The following is an 18,005-nucleotide window of genomic DNA, read 5'->3' as shown; positions in this document are numbered from 1 at the left end:
CGCACACCCGGCTGGTCGAAGCCAGGTTCTCCAGCCCGGTGTGGCGGCTGCGGTCGATGCCCCGGCTCACCAGGACGCGGTGCGGCGACGTTCCCCTCGTGCTCCCCGGCAGTCATCCCACGCTCCCACGGCGCGACGGGCGCAGGGCGCTGTGCCGGTCCGTCGCGACGATCGTCGTGGTCGTGCCGATGAGCGGAATCATCGTCGCCCATCATGCCTCCTGTACCCGGCGTAACCCGCGAATCCCGCCGGTCCGATGAGCGTTTCGCTCACCCGTGCCACTCTCGTCCTTGTCTGCCATGTTCCCCCGCCCGCGTGTCAGGCGCGGGCGATCAGTGCCGTTCGAATCCCTCGTCGGCGGGATCGGGCTGTCCGCGGAACCGGCGCCACAACCGGCGCCCGGCCAACAGCAACAGCAGTATTCCGGCACATGCGGTAATTATGGCCAAGGCCTGTCCGTAGGCGTTCGAGCGCACCGAGACCGAGGTCGGCTCGCCTAGCGCAACGCCGTCGGGCGTGGTAAGGGAAATCGGAATCACCAGCTTACGGCTGTCGCTCACCTCGGTCGGAATCTGGAACGAGCGGGTGCCGGACGGCGGAAGCAGCTGTTCGCCGATATCGGTGATGTTCGTCTCGGCGGGCGCCTCGATCCGGAATTGCACCCGGATCGCGACCGGCAGTTCATTGCGGGCAACCAGCAACAGCGGGCTCTGTTCCGAGGCCAGCGTGTACACCCCGCCCGGCGGCAGCACCGACACCGAAGCGAACATCTTGTCGAGTTCGCGGGTGGCCTGATCGATGCGGCGCTGGGCGTGCAGATCGGCCTGGGTGTCGTCGTCGGTCCTGCGGTCGGACAGGCTCAGCGCGCGCAGCAGGTCTTCCCTGGCCGGGGTCATGAAGGCGTGCGGGGTGAGCTCGGATTCCGGCAGCTCGACCAGTGCGCGCATCAGTTCGGTGATGCGCGCGCCCTGGGCGTGGATCGGTGGCACGAACCGCTCCGGCGCGGCGTCCTGGGCGGCGCGCGGGAGGTATTCGAGCGCGAACGGGCGCGGGTCGGGCGCCTGGGCGACGAGCTCGGCGAAGCTACGCGGGCTCGCGAGATTGTTGCGGGTCAGCAGCTCGACCTGCTTGAGCAGCGCGATGCCCTCTTCCCGGTTGGCGCCCCACTGCTGCGGCGGCATGAGCAGCTGCGAGCGTGGCCGGTCCGCCGCCGGGTTCAGCGCCGTCCAGGCCATCGCGCCGAGCGCGTCCTGCAACCGGGCCGCGCGCGAGTCGTTGGTGACGTCGAAGCGCACCTTCGACGGTGTGAACGACGGGGTCGGCGGGTTCGAGCCGACGGCGGCCAGCGCGGTCGCTGTCCAGATGTCGAAGGTCGTCACGCGCAGCGCGGGGTCTGTCGTCGCCGGTGCGGCCGCGGGCGGGTCGATGCTCACCCCGGGCACCCGGACGACGTCCGGCGCCGCCTGCTCCCCACCGACGACGACGCCCGGTTCGAGCGTCACCGGCGCGGAGGTGAGGGCGTTCTCGGTATCACTCGGCGCGTCGTCGGTGGTCACGGCCGTGCTCGCCAGCACCGCCGTCCCGTACCCGTGACCGCGCAGCAGCTGCCCGGCCGGATCGTCGATGCTGCCGGAATCGGGCAGGCCGACCCCACGCAGCGACTGGGTGCCGAGAATCGCGTCCACCACGTCGGCCGGTGCCAGCAGCGCCCGCGCGGACAGCCCTGGATCGTTCACCGCGGCCAGCGCCGACACGTCGACCTGCGCGAACGGCAACGCCACCGTGCACATCGACCCGGCCAGCGCGCGCAACCGGTCGAGCCAGGCCTGCGCGCTCGCGGCCCCGGTCCCCTCCCTGGTCGCGCCTTCTGGGTCGGACGGGCTGGCCAGCACCCGGTAGCCGCGCGTCATCGTCTGCACGGTCGACACCAGGTCGGGGTCGATCGCGATACACACCGAGCTCGCCACCCCGCGCTCGCGACCTGGCGTCGGCGCGACCGATTCCAGCGCGGCAACCAGCTGTTCGAGCCGTCCGCCCTTGCCGACCGACACGGCCAGTTCGTCGTCGAGCAGTTCGGCCTGCCCGTTGACCGACCCCGGCCTGCCCGCGACCATGCGCGGCCGGTCGGCGAGCGGCCAGATCAGCGTGGTCGCCACCGGCGTCGCGTCGGCGGGCGCGGGCACCGGCTCGGACGCGCCACCGTCCCCTGCGGGCAGTCCGAGCACCGGCAGCAGGAAGCGGGCGTCGTCGAGCCTGGCCTGGGTGCCGTAGGCCGGTTCCCCGTTGACGTTCAGCAGCAGCGGATACACCCCGGGATCGGTCAGCCCGAGCGAGGCGCCGTCACCGCCTGCCCGCAGCGCGATCCGCACCGAGAACTGTTTGCGCTGACCGGGACTCAACCGCTGCGCCACATCCTGGAACGGCCCGGTGATCTCGTAGTTCACCTGGTCGAGCCGTAGCGAACTGCGCAGCCCGCTCGGCGAGTCCACCGGCGCGGCGCGCTGGATCCGCACGGCGACATCGTCGACGACCCGGTCGCCGATATTGGTGACGGTGCCCGACACCGTCAGCACCGGGTCGCTGCTCGTCGTGACCGTGCCCGGCGCGATGGCGTCCAGGGTCAGCTTGAGGAATTTCGGTGCCGACGCGCCCGACCCGTCCGGTTGCGCGTGCCCGACCGCCGGCAGGAGCGTCACCGAACCCAAGATGGTCAGGACCGCCGTGATCAGCCGGAACAGTCCACCCGTCATCGCTTGCCGGTCTCCATCCGGTCGATCATTCGATTCGCCACTTCGGCCAGCCGCCGTTCGTCGGCATAGGCCAATCGGGAATCCAACTCGCTCAACGGAACCCACGCAACCTGGGTGACTTCCACGTCGGCGTCGGACAGTTCACCGCCGAGCGAGCGCAGCAGGAAATGGTGCACGGTCTTGTGTACCCGCCTGCCCTCGGTCACGAACCAGTAATCGATGCTGCCCAGCTCGGCGACCACCTCGCCGTTGATGCCGGTCTCCTCGGCGACCTCGCGAATCGCGGTCTGCTCGGAGGTCTCCCCCGCTTCGATATGCCCTTTGGGCAGCGACCACAGCAGTCGCCCCCGGCGATCGGTGCGCCCGATCAGCGCGGCGGAGCGGTGCTCACTGGGACCGTCGAGGCCGTCGACGACGAGACCGCCCGCCGAGGTCTCGCGCACCGTGCGCATCCGCGGCTTACCGGCATTGCTCGCCGAACCCCGCCGCCGCGGCTGGCGGCGTCGACTGTTCGCGCGATCGGCCGGAGGAGACACCCAGCAAGCTTATCCGCCTCTCCGCGACTCCAGCGGGCCGTCCGGTAGCTCGACTGTTGGCAGTCGGTCTCGCGCGCGTTCGGGGCAGGTGGGAGGGGGTCGGGGAGTTACCCATGTTCTCGCGTGATCAGTGGGTGGGGCGATACCTCCTGGATAGATGGGCGGGTGGCCCAGTAGGCTGGCTGTTCGTGGTTTCCCCCAACGTTGTCCCTGATGCTGTGGCGGATCGTCGAGCTCGGCTGCTGGCCGCGGCGGCGGTGACGCTGGGGCAGTTGTCGGATGTGCTGACGCCGTTGGGTGAGATGTTCGCCGAGCGCGGGCATTCCCTTTATCTTGTCGGCGGCAGTGTGCGCGACGCGGTGCTGGGCAGGCTCGGCACCGATCTGGATTTCACCACCGATGCCAGGCCGGACGTGGTGCAGGAGATGATGCGCGGCTGGGCCGACCACCTCTGGGACACCGGTGGCCTCGCCTTCGGCACCGTGAGCGCCGCGAAGGACGACCAGCAGCTCGAGATCACGACCTTCCGCGCCGACACCTACGACCGGGTCTCGCGCAATCCCGAGGTCACCTTCGGTGACACGCTCGAGGGTGACCTGGTTCGCCGCGATTTCACGGTCAACGCGATGGCGGTGAAGATCGCCGGTGACGGCTCGCTCGAATTCGTCGATCCGCTCGACGGTCTCGACGCCCTGCTCGACGGCGTCCTCGATACCCCTGCCGCGCCGCAGGATTCGTTCGACGACGATCCGCTGCGGATGTTGCGCGCCGCCCGCTTCGTCGCCCAGCTCGGCTTCGACGTGGCGCCGCGGGTGCGGGCCGCGATCGTGGAGATGGCCGACCAGATCGACCGGATCACCGCCGAGCGGGTGCGCACCGAACTCGACAAGCTGATCGGCGCCGATCACCCGATCGACGGCATCAACCTGATGTGCGACACCGGCCTGGCGCAGCGGGTACTGCCCGAGGTGCCGGCGATGAAGCTCGAGATCGACGAGCACCACCAGCACAAGGACGTCTACCAGCATTCGCTGACCGTGCTCTCCCAGGCCATCGACCAGGAGGAGGGCGATCCCGACCTGGTGCTGCGGTGGGCGGCGCTGCTGCACGACATCGGCAAGCCCGACACCAAGCGCAACGAGCCCGGCGGCGGGGTCAGCTTCCACCATCACGAGGTGGTGGGCGCGAAGATGGTGCGCAAGCGCATGCGCGCCCTGAAGTATCCGAAGGCGTTCACCGAAGAGGTTGCGCGTCTGGTGTTCCTGCACCTCCGCTTCCACGGCTACGGCAAGGGGCAGTGGACCGATTCGGCGGTGCGCCGCTACGTCACCGACGCCGACGACTTGCTCGATCGCCTGCACAAGCTGGTCCGCGCCGACTGCACGACCCGCAACAAGCGCCGCGCCGCGGCCTTGCGCGCCACCTACGACGAGCTCGAGGAGCGCATCGCCACGCTGCGCGAGCAGGAGGATCTGGCGCGGGTGCGGCCCGATCTGGACGGCAATTCGATCATGGAGCTGCTCGGCTTGTCCCCGGGTCCGCAGGTCGGCAAGGCGTGGAACTACCTCAAGGACCTGCGCCTGGACCGTGGCCCGATGACCCGCGAGGAAGCCGAAGCGGCGCTGCTCGAGTGGTGGGCCGCCGAGAACGCCTGATCAGAAGACGATCAGCGTGGTGCCTGCGACGATGGCCGAGCGGATCTGCGCCAGGTCGAACGAGCCGGTCGTCTCGGGCAGTTCGATGCGGAAGCGCACCTTGTCACCGCGCCGGTGGGCGTAGGTGATGCTCGCCCGGTTGGGCAGGTCGTCGAGCAGCAGCGCGGGCGCAGGTACTGCGCGCTTGGGCAGCCGGATGCCGTGCCAGCTGGCCTTGCGGATGTCGATGCTGAGCAGGTTGTCGTAGACCTGCGCGTCGACGATTGCTCGCATCTTGCGGGTGCGATGCGTCGCGACGATGCGGCCGCGCTCGTCGAGATGCACCCGCCAGTCCAGGTTCTGCGCGTCCACCCATTCCACGAGCGCCCCGATGCCGATGGTGCCCTCGATGTCGAGCTGCTGGACGCGGACCTTGGTCGGCACGCCGGGGATGAGCCGCACCCCGTGCGCGATGACGGTGACGTTGTCGAACGGGTGCGAGTCCCAGACCAGGTCCGACAGCACCGTCTTGCTCTGGAAATGGGCGCCGCGCCTGCGCACCTTGAACACGTCGAGGGTGGCGGTGAGGTCGTGACCGAGCAGGGTGGCGCTGACTTCCTGCCCGCCGAACCTGCTGAGGATCCCCTCGCTGAGCACGGTCATCAACACATCGGGCATGAGCGCGGTGACGGTGCCGGAGCCCAGGTCGGCGACGGGGTCGGCCCAGGACGTGGTGAAGCCGAGCCACTGGTCGATCCACGACGGGTCGAGCAGGCGTCTGCCCAGGTCGACAGCGCCCGACAGTGACCAGGACTTCGGATCGAAATACGTGGCCATGATGGTCCGAGCGTACTTGGCCGCGACCCCAGCGGCCATGGTCAGCGGCGTGTTGTGCGCGCATCACGGCCGGAAGGTTCCGCATGTGCGGAGATAGTTTCTTGTTTCATCCGATTCTGCGGAACTATTCTGTTCCGGTGGCGACACTGCGAATCAAGGAAGCGGCCGATCTGCTCGGCGTCAGCGACGACACCGTGCGTCGGTGGATCGACGCGGGCACGCTCGCGGCGTCCAAGGATTCGGCCGGGCGGCTGGTGATCGAGGGCAGAGACCTCGCGGAGCTGGCGGTCGAGCAGGCGCGTCCGCCGCACACCCAGGTGGGTAGTGCCAGCTCGGCACGCAATCGGTTCCCCGGTCTGGTCACCCGGGTGGTGGCCGACACGGTGATGGCGCAGGTGGAGATGCAATGCGGTCCTTTCACGGTGGTCTCGCTGATGAGCAGCGAATCGGTGCGCGAGCTGGGGCTCGAACCCGGCAGCGTGGCGCTGGCGAGCGTCAAGGCGACGACGGTCGTGGTCGAGCGGGCCGCCGAATGATCCGCCGGGTCGCGCTGGGCGCGGCGCTGGTGGTGCTCACGGCGAGCGGTTGCGGTGGCGCCGACTCCACCGAGGCGCCGACATCGACGCTGACCGTCTTCGCCGCCGCGTCCTTGAAGAACGTCTTCATCGGGCTGGAGAAGGACTTCGAGACCGCGAATCCCGGTGTCGATGTGCAGTTCTCGTTCGCAGGCTCGTCCGACCTGGCCGCCCAGCTGCTGGCAGGTGCTCCCGCCGACGTGTTCGCCGCCGCGGATCAGCCGACCATGGACAAGGTCGTGCAGGGCGGGCGGATCACCGCCACCCCGGCCACTTTCGCCACCAATGTCCTCACCTTGGTCACTGCGCCGGGAAACCCCAAGGGCATCACCGGAATCGACGATCTCGATGGTGCGGCGTTGGTCGTCTGCGCACCGCAGGTGCCGTGCGGACGCGCGACGAAGAAGGTCGCCGATGCGGCGGGCCAGACACTGCGCCCGGTGAGCGAGGAGTCCTCGGTCGCCGACGTCCTCACCAAGGTGACCTCGGGCCAGGCCGATGCCGGACTGGTTTATGTCACCGATGCGGCCGGTGCGGGCGCGAAGGTGACTTCGGTGCCGATCCCGCAGGCCTCGGCGGCGGTGAACACGTATCCGATTGCGGTGGTTGCCGATTCGAAACAGGCCGAGACGGCCGCGAAGTTCACCGCGCTCGTCACCGGCCCGTCCGGTCGAGCGGCACTCGCGACGGCCGGGTTCGGCGCGCCGTGATCGTGGTCGGCACGGCCGCTGCTCCGACAAGGGTCGGTGCCGGGTGAGTGCCGGGTTGCCCCGGTGGCTGCTCGCGCCGGCGGTCGTCGGCTTCGCGTTCGTGGTGTTGCCGTTGGCGGCGCTGGCGGCGGGCGTCGAGTGGGGCCGGTTCGTCGAGCTGATCGGTACCGAAGCATCGAGGGACGCACTGTGGTTGAGCGTGCGGACCGCCACGGCGAGCACGGTGTTGTGTCTCGTCTTCGGGGTGCCGATGGCCGCTGTACTGGCCAGAGCGCGCTGGCGAGGGTTGCCGGTGTTGCGCGCACTTGTGCTGTTGCCCTTGGTATTACCGCCGGTCGTCGGCGGCATCGCCTTGCTCTACACCTTCGGTCGGCGCGGGCTGCTGGGTGAGCACCTGGAGGCAGCGGGCATTTCCATCGCCTTCAGCACGACCGCGGTGGTGCTGGCGCAAACCTTTGTGGCCCTGCCGTTCCTGGTGCTGACTCTCGAAGGAGCACTGCGGACGGCGGGCAGCCGATACGAGCAGATCGCCGCCACCCTCGGCGCGCGTCCGAGCAAAGTCTGGTGGCAGATCACCCTGCCCTTGCTGCGACCTGCCCTGATCTCCGGCGCCGTCCTCGCCTTCGCCCGCGCCCTAGGCGAATTCGGCGCCACCCTCACCTTCGCGGGCAGCCTCCAGGGTCGCACCCGCACACTCCCACTGGAGATCTACCTGCAGCGCGAAGCCGATCCCGATGCCGCCGTTGCCCTCTCGGTGGTGCTGATCATCGTCGCCGTGCTGATCGTGCTGCTCGCCTACCGCCGGACCAGCCCGATTCCCGGCACCCAGCTGCGCAGTTCCGGCCGCCCCGGCTCACTGACCAACAGATCGGGCAGGGGCGCGGCACACGGTAGCCCCGCCGGGTCGAAGGGAGCCGCAGGTCAGAGCGAGGCTGCGGGGACGGGCAGTGCGATGACACCGGATACCGGGGCGCCAGGCCACGGCGCCGGTCGGCAGGATCCCGACAGCGGCGGGGAGGCGGCGCGATGACCGGGACCGACGCACCGCAGCACGCCGGTTTGTCGGTGGCCGCCCGCATCGCCGATCGTGATCTCGACGTGCGGATCGAGGTCGCCCCGGGTGAAGTCCTTGCTGTCCTGGGGCCGAACGGTGCGGGCAAATCGAGTCTGCTGCAGGTGATAGCCGGGCTGATCGTCCCCGACGAGGGACATGTGCGGCTCGGCGATCGCACACTGACCGAGATCGCGAAAGGGATTGCGCTACCGCCACATCGGCGCGGCATCTCGCTACTTGCCCAGGACCCGTTGCTGTTCCCGCACCTCAGCGTGCGCGACAACGTGGCTTTCGGGCCGCGCAGCCGGGGCGCGAGAAACCGTGCGGCACAGTCGATCGCCACCGACTGGCTGGCCGCCGTCGACGCCGTCACCCTGGCCGATCGCCACCCCGGCGCCCTCTCCGGCGGCCAGGCCCAGCGAGTCGCCCTGGCCCGCGCCCTCGCCGTCGACCCCGACCTGCTCCTCCTCGACGAACCAATGTCGGCCCTCGACGTCGACGTCGCCCCCGCCATGCGCACCCTCCTGCGCCGCGTCCTACGCGACGAACCCGGCCGCGCCCACCCGCGCTGCGCGGTCCTGGTCACCCACGACATCATCGACGCCATCACCCTGGCCGACCGGATCGTCGTCCTGGAGGCAGGCCGGATCGCCGAATCCGGCCCGGTCACCGACGTCATGTCCCACCCCCGCAGCCCGTTCGCCGCCCGCATCGCGGGCCTGAACCTCCTGCATGGCACCGGCATCGAGGCGGCGGCACCCGTCCCGTCCGAAAGCCCGCCCCGGCCGTCTGACCAGGTGGAACACCGGCCAGGCTTGGCGGATCAGGTCGAGCACGCGGGAGGTCTGGCGGAGCGGGTCGAGCACGCGCCAGATCGGGCGGGTCAGGTCGAGCACGCGCCGGGTCGCCGAGCTGAGCGGGCGCCCTGGCCGAGTGCGGCGGGTGGGCGTGTCGACGCTCCGGTGGCAGCGCAGGCGTTCGGCGCTGTCCGTATCGACGGTCTGCGCGTCGACGGTTGTGTGGTCGGTGATTTCGTACCCGGGACAGACGCCGCGGCCGTCTTCTCCCCCGCCGCGGTCTCGGTGTTCACCGAACGACCGGTCGGCAGTCCGCGCAATGTGTTCGCCGTCGAGATCGTCGACATCACCGATCACGGCGGCATCGTCCGGGTCCGTGGCGACGCACCGCAGGCCGACTTGAGCGCCGACCTGACCCCGGCCGCCGTCGCCCAGCTGGGTCTCGCCGTCGGCGCGGAGGTGTTCTTCGCGGTCAAAGCCACCGAGGTTCGGGTATACGCCTGTTGAACCACGCCCCGGTGGTGACAGCGCGAACGGAGTCGTTCATGCTCGAATCACCACCTGGGAGTGCCGCGCGAACACTGGAGGGCATCGCATGCCGCTGGACCTGAACAGTGATCTGGGCGAAGGCTTCGGCCCGTGGCGGATGGGTGACGACGCCGCGATGCTCGACATCGTCACCAGCGCCAACATCGCCTGCGGTTTCCACGCCGGCGACCCGTCCATCATGCGCCGGACCTGCGAACTCGCGGTCGCCAAGGGCGTGCGGATCGGCGCCCACGTAGGCTACCGCGATATGGTCGGCCTCGGCCGCCGCGATATCGCCATCGCCCCGGCCGACCTGCGCGACGAGATGCTGTACCAGATCGGCGCCCTCGCGGCGTTCGCCCGCGCGGCGGGCGACCGGGTGCGCTACGTCAAGCCCCACGGCGCGCTGTATCACGCGGCCGCCCGCGATCGCCTGCTCGCCGACGCCGTGCTGGCCGCGGTGGCCGAGGCCGAACCAGGACTCGCCCTGCTCGGACCGGCCGGAACCGAGCTCGAGCGCGCCGCGGGCAGACTGGGCGTCCGGTTCGTCGGCGAGGGCTTCGCCGACCGCGCCTACACCGCGACGGGCTCCCTCGCCCCGCGCGGAGTTGCCGGCGCGGTGCTGCCGCACGACACGGCCGTCGCCCAGGCTGTTTCTCTTGCGGTGTCAGGGACCGCGCGTACCGTAGACGGTCCCGGTACGGTCGCCGTGACCGTGGCCAGTGTGTGCGTCCACGGCGATTCCCCTGCCGCTGTGGAGATGGCCCGCCGAATCCGGCAGGCGCTCGACGAGGCAGGCGTTCCGGTGGAGCCGTTCGGCTGAGGGTGGGAGGCAGGATGGACGAGGCAGGACCGAGGGACACGACCAACGATTGGAACTCGCGGATCCGGCCCGCGGGTGACCGCGCCATGCTCATCACGCTCGACGATCCCCGACCCGTGCAACGGCTCGCCTCCGCCCTGCGCGTGCACGCGATCGCCGGCGTGCAGGACGTGCTGCCCGCGGCGGAAACCGTTCTGGTGACCATGCATTCGGTGAGCTACGGCGTCCAGGTCCGCCGCGAGCTCGTCGCGCTGCTCGACCGGCTGGATCAGGAACCCCCGCAAGCGGATTCGCCCGATGTTTCCCGTGGAACAGTGCAAGACAGCGAGATTCCCGACGACGTGGTGGAGATTCCGGTCCGCTACGACGGCGCGGATCTGCCCGAGGTCGCCCGGCTGCTCGACCTGTCGGTCCCCGAGGTGATCGCCGCGCACACCGGCACCGTCTGGCGGTGCGCGCTCGTCGGTTTCGCACCCGGTTTCGGCTATCTGACCTCGCCCGACGGCAGGCTGACCGTGCCGCGCCGGGCCCAGGCCCGCACCGCCATCCCACCCGGCGCGGTCGCGCTGGCAGGCGGCTACTCCGCGGTGTATCCGCGGGGCACGCCGGGCGGCTGGCAGCTGATCGGCATGACCGATCTGCGGATGTGGGTGGTCGACCGTGATCCACCGGCGCTGGTGCGGGCGGGGACGGCGGTACGGTTCGTCGACACGGCGACCACGGAATAACACCAGGGCTGCTCAACGATGCGCCGCCTCGACAGCGAATCGGGGAGTGATCGCATGCTGATCTTCATCGAGCGGGTGGGACCGCTCGCGACGGTCCAGGACCTGGGGCGGCCCGGGTGGTTCGATTCCGGGGTGGGACAGGCGGGGGCGGCCGACCGCGCTTCGCTACGCCTGGCGAACCGGCTGGTCGGCAATCCGGAGGACTTCGCGGCGATCGAGGTGCTGCTCGGCGGGCTGGCCCTGCGCGCCGACGCCCACCTCACGGTCGCGGTCACCGGTGCCGCCGCGCCCGCGACCGTCGACGGCATGCCGGTCGGCCACGCCAGCGTGCTCGAACTCGCGGAGGGCCGGGTGTTGCGTCTCGGCCTGGCCATGTCGGGTCTGCGCAGCTACGTGGCGGTGCGCGGCGGGATCGATGTGCCGAAGGTGCTCGGTTCCCGCAGTCGCGACACCATGTCGGGCATCGGTCCCGAGCCATTACAGACGGGCATGCAGCTCCCGGTCGGACCGTCGCCACGCACCTTGCCGACCGTCGAGTTCGCCCCGCTGCCGGTGCCACCGGAGGTGCTGACCGTCCGGGCCAGGCCCGGCCCACGCGACGACTGGTTCGCCGACCCCGACGAGCTGTTCCACGGTTCCTGGGTGGTCTCCGCCGACACCGATCGCGTCGGCGCCCGCCTCGATCGCGCCGAGGGCCGACCGCTGGTCCGGTCGGTCACCCACGAACTGCCCGCGGAAGGAGTGGCCCTGGGTTCGGTCCAGGTCCCGCCGAGCGGCCAGCCGGTCGTCTTCCTCGCCGATCACCCGATCACCGGCGGTTATCCGGTGATCGCCGTGGTGCTCGACGCGGATGTGGACCGGGTGGCGCAGGCCAGGCCGGGCGAGCGATTACGTTTCGTGCCCGCGCGCTGATCAGCCGGGCGGATTCAGCCGGGCGTGCATCAGGTACACGTTGTAGCTCTGCCACGCCGACATCGTGAAGTACAGGTCGCGCGCGGTCGACCAGGGATGGATGAAGCCGCCGTAGGCCATCGGATAGTCCTCCGTGGACAGCAGTGGCACCGCCGAGGTCCACCGTCCCTGTGGTTGCGCCGCGGTGCGGAGCACGATCTTCCCGGCGACCGCGTCCAGATAGACCATCTGCCACTGCCCGCTGTCCGCGTCGAAGCGCACCGACAGTTCGCTGGCCGTGCCGCCGACGAGCGGTGTCGCCGAATTCTCCGCGGCGGGCGCCCAATTGCCGTCCACCCAGTACTGGTAGGCCGTCTTGTTGAGCACGTCGGCCGCGCGAACCCTGGCCAGGCCGATCACGCCGATCCGCCCGTTGGGCGTGCCGAACATGTAGACGTACTCGCCGTGCGGCACCATCGCCGCCACCTGGAACCGGCCGACCCCGAACATGTTCTCCCAGCGGGCATGCTGATCCTTGGTCCAGGTCTGCCCGCCGTCGTCGGAGTACGCCAGCCCGCCGTAGTTGGTCAGCCACATGCCGGGGATCTTCGACCAGTGGTTGACCGACATGTAGCTCAGGTACTGCCTGTTCCCGATAGCGAAACCCGAGGTCGGGATCGTGGTCGTCTCCCAGTTCTCGATCTTGCGGCTGCCGAGCAGTTCGGCGGCGTGGCAGGGACTGTCCTGCACCATCGAGTCGATGACGAGTCCGTCGTCGAGGTCGGTGTCGGTGCTGTAGGCGAGCACGTTGGACCGCCAGTCGGCGGTATCGGAGCCCGCGCCGCCGTATTCCCAGCCCTCGCCGAACGTGTCGCCGAAAACCATGGCCACCTTGCCCGGTTCGGTCTCCCAGAACAGACCGAGGTCGGTGCCGTCGACCTGCCAGCGCATATCGGTCCGATTGTTCGAGCCGTGCCCGGTGACCTGCTCGACGAGCCGCACCGACTCCACCACCGGCGCAGCGACAGCGGGCCGCAACGGACCAGGCTCGACCGGACGCACCACGCGCGGCGGCGCTTCCTGGGCCGGTTCGCCCTCGCCGCCGGGCACCGGGATCGGGATGGTTTCCCGCTCGGGCTTGAGCCGGATGCGCGGCAGCCCCGAACCCGAGCTCGAACCCGTTCCGGAACCCGAGCCTGAACCCGAACTCGGTGACGTGTCGTCCGACTCCTCGATTCCGTCTTCGGGTTCGGGCGTGTCTCTGACCTCGGGACACGGATTGAGGCACGGATCCGAGGGCAACGGCACCTGCGCGACGCGGGTGTTGTCGTGCGGCGGGTCGGGCAGCGGCACCGGGGTCAACTCCGGCACGACGACGGGAATGTCGATGCTCGGCGGAACGTACGGCGGCAGCGGCGCGGGCGGCGCGGCCGGATCGGGCAACCGGTTGAGTGGGTCGAATCCTGTTTCACCGCACATGTTTACGGGCGGCGGCATCCAGGGGAACGGCGCGGCGTAGGCGGGGATGGCGAGCGTCACCGCCAGCAGGGCGCCGAGTGCGGTCGATCCGTGCGATGCGCGCATGTGCTCCCTCGAATGGATATCCGAACGAACAAACAAATACCACCGACTCGACCATGAACTTACCGGAACCGAACAGGGTTTTCGTGCGTCCAATCCCTATGTGAACGAAATCGAGTACGTCCTCGGATCCGGTGACGGCATCGTGCACGACTGGTCGGGACAGGCCGAACTGGCCGACACCGGCATCGCCGACACGCTATGGCTCGACTTCGACGGCGACACGAGCAACGACGAGGTCCCCTGGGACCGCGACGGGCCCGCCGCTCTCGATTCGGCCTTGCTGCCGGACATCCCGCAGTTCACCGTCGACCACCGGGCGGTGCTCGCGCAGGAAACGGCGAGTCCGCTCAGCAGGCCGCCCTGGCTCGACGGGAGTTGAGCGCGATCGCCACGATGCCGAGCGCGTAGACGGCCGCGCCGGCCAGCACCACCCCGATCGAGCGGCCGTCGGCGGGGATGACCAGCGCGGTCGCCGCGATCGCCAGCACGAAGGTCATGTTGAAAACCGTGTCCTGCAGGGCGAACACCTGGCCGCGCTGGTCGTCGTCGATGTCGATCTGCATGCTCGCGTCGCCGGTCAGTTTGATCGTCTGGCCCGCCAGGCCGAGCCCGAACGCGCCGGCGAGCAGCAGCCGGTGCGCGTTGTCGACGGCCGAACCGGTCGCCAGCGCGATCGGGGTGACCAGCGTCAACTGCACGGCGACCGCGGTCGTCAGCCCGAGCAGCACGGTGCGCGGCCTGCCGAGCCGGGGAATGAGCACCGGCGCCAGGATCGCGGCGAGCAGCATGCCCGCCGCGGCGAAACCGATCGCGACACCGAATCCGACCAGGCCGCCGCTCATTTCGGTGTCGTCGGTGGGCTGGCGCAGCACCAGCACCATGATCAGGGTGTTCATGCCGAAGACGACGCGGTGCGTGCCGATGCCGATCATCGCCGTCGTCACCTGCACCGATCGCCACACCGTGACCGCGCCGGTGCGCAAGCCGGTCGCGATGGCGTGCACCGTGCTCTCCGAAGTGGCCGAACCACTTTCGGGCCCGAGCACCCGGCGCCGGAAGCCGAAGGCGAGGATCGCGCCGAGGATCGAACCGATGCCACTGAGCGCCACCGCCACCGCCGAGGCGGCATCGCCCGCCCCGATCAGCGCGATCACCGCCACCGCCGCCGCGGCGCCGATGCCCGCGCACACCGAGGCCACCGTCGCCAGCGCCGAGTTCATCGGCACCAGCCACCGTTGTTCGAGCACCCGCGGCAGTGCCGCCGAGACGCCGGCCAGCACGAACCGGCTGATGCCGACGGTCGCGAGCGCCAGCAGCAACAGCGGCGTCTCCCCGATCCCCACCGCGAGCCCGAGCGCGGCGAGGCCGATCAGCACCGCCCTGGCCACGCTGGCCGTCAGCAGGACGTTGCGCCGATCCCACCGGTCAAGCAGCGCGCCCGCATAGGGCCCGAGCACCGAATAGGGCAGCAGCAGGACCGCGAAACCGGCGGCGATCGCCAGCGGATCGGTCTCGCGTTCCGGGTTGAACAGGATGGCGCCCGACAGCGCGGCCTGGAACATCCCGTCGCCGAACTGGGCCGCGAGACGCAGCAGCGCCAGCCGCGGCATCTGCGGATTCCGCCGGAAGACCCCGCGGCTCTCGCGGAGCAGATTTCGCATCGAGATCGGCCGCTCACCTGCCGGATTCGAGCCGTCATGGCGATCAGTCGACACCTCGTGAGAATAGTGGTGCCAGAATTGAGTCGGCGGTACGGGTGCGAGCAGGAGGAACGTATGTCCACATCGACGACACCGCGGATCGAACTCCATCGCGGCGGTGACCGGATGAAGACGCGGATCTCTTGGCTCGATTCCAAACACTCGTTCTCCTTCGGCGAGCACTACGACCCCGACAACACCCATCACGGCCTGCTGCTGGTGAACAACGAGGACGTGGTGCTGCCCGGCGAGGGCTTCGACACCCACCCGCACCGGGACATGGAGATCGTCACCTGGGTGCTCGGCGGCAGCCTGGTGCACCAGGACTCACTCGGCCACAACGGCATCATCTACCCGGGTCTCGCGCAGCGGATGAGCGCGGGCACCGGGATCATGCACTCGGAGAAGAACGACTCCTGGCGCCTGGACGGCAAGGTGCCAGAGCACGACGAACCGGTGCATTTCGTCCAGATGTGGGTGGTACCCGACGAGGCGGGCGTCGACCCGGGCTATCAGCAGCTCGAGATCGACGACGAACTGGCGCGCGGCGGCCTGGTGACGGTCGCCTCCGGCCTGCCGCGCTACCGCGATCGCACCGCCATCGCGATCAACTCCTCGCACGCCGCCATGCACGTCGCGCGGATGCAGGAAGACAGTCCGGGTGTCACCCTTCCCGATGCCCCCTACCTGCATGTTTTCGTGGCACGCGGCGAGGTCGACGTGGAGGGGATCGGCACCCTGTACCAGGGTGACGCGGTCCGGCTGACCCGTTCCGGCGGCCAGTTGGTGCGCCCGCACGGCGACGCCGAGGTGCTGGTGTGGGAGATGCACGCCCGCCTGGGCGGGCAGTGATCTCAGGCCGAGCCGGACTCCTGCGCCAGGATCACCGACCGCGCGTTGCTGCGGGTGGCGGCGACGATCTGGGCGAAGTCCGGCCGGTAGTCGCCGTCGGGCTCCTGCACCCAGGTGCGGTAGCCGCTGCGTTCGTCGGCAGGCGATGGCAGCACGATCTCGCTGCCGGGTAAGGCCACCGAGGCGCACACCCGGAACAGGTCGGCGAACAGCACGGTGTCGAGATAGGAATTGTCGGTAGGGCCGGTGAGGAAGGTCCAGCGGCCGGAGCGGGGATGGGCGATGATCGGTCCGCAGCGCTGGCCGCGTCCGATCAGCAGGCCGCGGACCCGCTCACCCAGCGTGGACGGCATGACCACCGCGCCGACCGCGCCGATTTCCAGCATGATCCGGCCCATCGCGGAGTCGACCACGCCGTAGAGCCCGTTGTGCTTGCGATAGTGGCGACAGCGCGCCAGCGCATCCTGGGTGGCCGAGTACTCCTCGGCCGCGGTATACCCGCCTTTTTCATCAGTGCGCGACGTGCTCATCACGACCTCGTCTCTGTCGACGGTGACTCGATGTAGCTGTGGATTCGCTCGAACGGGGAGGAACTCTGCATCACGAACCGGGTGAAGCGGGAAACTTTTCTATAACGGCTGAGACCAGGGGAAAAATGCCGTTCACAACAGCCTAATGCCGCACAACCGCGCTGACAATAGTCAGTAGCTGGCGTGTCGATCGGCGTACGATATTCGCCCATGGCACCCGTTTCGCCGACCGCGGCGCGCTGGGAACTGGTGCTGCGCCTGCGCGAACTGCGCGAGCAGCGCGGCTTCGACTCGGCCGGCTTCGCCCGTCGCGTCGGGTTCACCCCTGCCAACTGGTCCCATGTCGAGAAGGGCAGGCGGGTGCTCACCCGCACCACCATCGAGCCGGTCCTCGACGTGCTCGACGTGGGCGCCGACGAGCGCGGGGAACTGCTCGCCCTGCTGGAGACGAGCAAGCGGCGCGGCTGGTGGTCGACCTCGTCGGCGCTGATCGGCCCCGAGCTACAGCGCCTCTACGGCATGGAGGCCGGCGCGCTGAGCATCCGCAGCTACGACAGCCTGATCGTGCCGGGCCTGCTCCAGACCGAGGCCTACGCGCGTGCCCTGATCAGCGCCGATGTGATGATCCGTCCGGTGCAGGTCGACCAGTTGGTCGCGATCAGGATGCGCCGCCAGCAGCGCCTGCGCGGGCCGGAGCCGCTCGAGCTCACCGCGGTGCTCGGCGAGGCGACGCTGCGTCAGCAGACCGGCGGGCCCGAGGTGCTGCGCGGGCAGTTGCGTCATCTCGCCGCCCTGATGCGCGAACTGGACACCGTCGACGTGCGCGTCATTCCGTTCAGTGCGCCCGAAGGTGCTGTCCTCGGTGGCTCCAGTTTCCATCTGCTCGACTTCGCAAGCGATCAGCTACCTACCTTCGCGTGGGCCGAGAGTGCCGTCTTCGGCGGTCCGGTCGACGACGCCGAACAGGTCCGCGATCTCGGCTTCGCCTACCTGCGCGCCAGGGAACAATCCCTCTCGCGCACCGAATCTCTGGCTCTGATCAGCGACTATGCGAGCGTGTAAGATTCGGATCATGTCCACCACCGCTCGTCGCCGCCCGGCCGATCACGGCTGGTTCACCTCGTCACGCTCCAATAACGGCAACCAATGTGTCGAGGTCCGTTTCGATGGTGACACGGTTCAGATACGTGACAGCAAATTCCGTCGCAATCCGCTGAATGTCGGTCTCGATGAGCCGATCATCACCGTCGACGCCGAGCTGTGGACCGCGTTCCTGCACTGCCTGCTGAGCACCCGGCGTCATCCCGACCTGGTCGCCCATGTATCCGCCGACGGTTCGGCCACTCTCCGCCACGACGACGTCCTGCTTCATTTCACCGCCGGTGAGTGGGAGGCCTTCGTCGCCGGCGTCGGCGACGACGAGTTCGTCTGCGTCTAGCTCGCCCGCCGCGAGCAGCCACACGGGTCGGCGGTTGT

Annotated in this window: 17 protein-coding genes and 1 pseudogene; 12 read left to right on the top strand and 6 right to left on the bottom strand. The window is 69.5% G+C overall.

Annotation, left to right across the window (positions count from 1 at the left end; genetic code table 11):
• Window positions 1–332: 332 nt before the first annotated feature.
• Both IEY60_RS22430 and IEY60_RS22425 read right to left on the bottom strand, forming a co-directional pair.
• Window positions 333–2,750: a DUF6049 family protein gene (locus IEY60_RS22430; RefSeq protein WP_189031728.1), complete on the bottom strand. Its 2,418-nt coding sequence runs from the start codon at window positions 2,748–2,750 to the stop codon at window positions 333–335.
• Window positions 2,747–3,202 carry an NUDIX hydrolase gene (locus IEY60_RS22425; protein WP_308426122.1) on the bottom strand — a complete coding sequence of 152 codons (456 nt, stop codon included), beginning with the start codon at window positions 3,200–3,202 and terminating at the stop codon, window positions 2,747–2,749. Before IEY60_RS22425 ends, IEY60_RS22430 begins: the two co-directional genes overlap by 4 nt.
• A 272-nt stretch (window positions 3,203–3,474) precedes the next feature.
• Here IEY60_RS22425 and IEY60_RS22420 point away from each other — a divergent pair, with 272 nt between their 5' ends.
• On the top strand, window positions 3,475–4,941 hold the full coding sequence (locus tag IEY60_RS22420; RefSeq protein WP_229740036.1) for a CCA tRNA nucleotidyltransferase: 1,467 nt from the start codon (window positions 3,475–3,477) through the stop codon (window positions 4,939–4,941).
• Here IEY60_RS22420 and IEY60_RS22415 read toward each other — a convergent pair whose 3' ends face one another.
• Window positions 4,942–5,796, bottom strand: a complete 855-nt coding sequence (locus IEY60_RS22415; RefSeq protein WP_229740035.1) for a hypothetical protein — start codon at window positions 5,794–5,796, stop codon at window positions 4,942–4,944.
• Window positions 5,797–5,894: 98 nt separating this feature from the next.
• On the opposite strand from IEY60_RS22415, the gene IEY60_RS22410 reads away from it, so the two are divergent.
• The 7 genes and pseudogenes from IEY60_RS22410 to IEY60_RS22380 all read left to right on the top strand — a co-directional run bounded on the left by IEY60_RS22410 (window position 5,895) and on the right by IEY60_RS22380 (window position 11,884).
• Complete coding sequence (locus IEY60_RS22410; RefSeq protein ID WP_189031723.1) at window positions 5,895–6,293, top strand: TOBE domain-containing protein; 399 nt, start codon at window positions 5,895–5,897, stop codon at window positions 6,291–6,293.
• The gene (gene modA / locus IEY60_RS22405) at window positions 6,290–7,042 is read left to right on the top strand and encodes a molybdate ABC transporter substrate-binding protein (protein WP_189031721.1); all 753 of its coding nucleotides are present in this window, start codon (window positions 6,290–6,292) and stop codon (window positions 7,040–7,042) included. Before IEY60_RS22410 ends, modA begins: the two co-directional genes overlap by 4 nt.
• A 43-nt stretch (window positions 7,043–7,085) precedes the next feature.
• Window positions 7,086–7,832 (top strand): annotated as a pseudogene (locus tag IEY60_RS22400) (ABC transporter permease); the annotation flags it as partial.
• A 236-nt stretch (window positions 7,833–8,068) separates the two neighbouring features.
• Window positions 8,069–9,400 carry a sulfate/molybdate ABC transporter ATP-binding protein gene (locus tag IEY60_RS35900; protein WP_229740034.1) on the top strand — a complete coding sequence of 444 codons (1,332 nt, stop codon included), beginning with the start codon at window positions 8,069–8,071 and terminating at the stop codon, window positions 9,398–9,400.
• Window positions 9,401–9,488: 88 nt separating this feature from the next.
• Entirely contained in the window at window positions 9,489–10,244 is a 756-nt protein-coding gene (locus IEY60_RS22390; protein WP_189031710.1) for a LamB/YcsF family protein, read from the top strand.
• Window positions 10,245–10,258: 14 nt separating this feature from the next.
• Entirely contained in the window at window positions 10,259–10,972 is a 714-nt protein-coding gene (locus IEY60_RS22385) for a 5-oxoprolinase subunit B family protein (RefSeq protein ID WP_189031708.1), read from the top strand.
• Window positions 10,973–11,026: 54 nt separating this feature from the next.
• Window positions 11,027–11,884: a 5-oxoprolinase subunit C family protein gene (locus IEY60_RS22380; RefSeq protein WP_189031706.1), complete on the top strand. Its 858-nt coding sequence runs from the start codon at window positions 11,027–11,029 to the stop codon at window positions 11,882–11,884.
• On the opposite strand, the gene IEY60_RS22375 is transcribed toward IEY60_RS22380, so the two are convergent.
• Window positions 11,885–13,447, bottom strand: a complete 1,563-nt coding sequence (locus IEY60_RS22375; RefSeq protein ID WP_189031704.1) for a glycoside hydrolase family 183 protein — start codon at window positions 13,445–13,447, stop codon at window positions 11,885–11,887.
• 100 nt (window positions 13,448–13,547) lie between these two features.
• On the opposite strand from IEY60_RS22375, the gene IEY60_RS22370 reads away from it, so the two are divergent.
• Entirely contained in the window at window positions 13,548–13,826 is a 279-nt protein-coding gene (locus IEY60_RS22370; protein WP_189031702.1) for a hypothetical protein, read from the top strand.
• On the opposite strand, the gene IEY60_RS22365 is transcribed toward IEY60_RS22370, so the two are convergent.
• Complete coding sequence (locus IEY60_RS22365) at window positions 13,795–15,108, bottom strand: MFS transporter (protein WP_189032479.1); 1,314 nt, start codon at window positions 15,106–15,108, stop codon at window positions 13,795–13,797. The two genes, IEY60_RS22370 and IEY60_RS22365, sit on opposite strands and share 32 nt — an antisense overlap.
• Window positions 15,109–15,222: 114 nt before the next feature.
• Here IEY60_RS22365 and IEY60_RS22360 point away from each other — a divergent pair, with 114 nt between their 5' ends.
• Window positions 15,223–15,999 carry a pirin family protein gene (locus IEY60_RS22360; RefSeq protein ID WP_189031699.1) on the top strand — a complete coding sequence of 259 codons (777 nt, stop codon included), beginning with the start codon at window positions 15,223–15,225 and terminating at the stop codon, window positions 15,997–15,999.
• Window positions 16,000–16,001: 2 nt separating this feature from the next.
• On the opposite strand, the gene IEY60_RS22355 is transcribed toward IEY60_RS22360, so the two are convergent.
• A complete protein-coding gene (locus IEY60_RS22355) occupies window positions 16,002–16,529 on the bottom strand; it encodes a hypothetical protein (protein WP_189031690.1) in 528 nt (175 codons plus the stop codon).
• A 210-nt stretch (window positions 16,530–16,739) separates the two neighbouring features.
• Here IEY60_RS22355 and IEY60_RS22350 point away from each other — a divergent pair, with 210 nt between their 5' ends.
• Window positions 16,740–17,591, top strand: coding sequence for a helix-turn-helix domain-containing protein (locus IEY60_RS22350; RefSeq protein WP_189031688.1), 852 nt, complete (start codon window positions 16,740–16,742; stop codon window positions 17,589–17,591).
• A 10-nt stretch (window positions 17,592–17,601) separates the two neighbouring features.
• Entirely contained in the window at window positions 17,602–17,967 is a 366-nt protein-coding gene (locus IEY60_RS22345; RefSeq protein WP_189031686.1) for a DUF397 domain-containing protein, read from the top strand.
• Window positions 17,968–18,005 lie beyond the last annotated feature (38 nt).

The organism is Nocardia rhizosphaerihabitans, from assembly GCF_014646295.1.
GTDB classification, from domain to species: Bacteria; Actinomycetota; Actinomycetes; order Mycobacteriales; family Mycobacteriaceae; genus Nocardia; species Nocardia rhizosphaerihabitans.
This window is presented reverse-complemented; position numbering and strand designations above follow the sequence as displayed.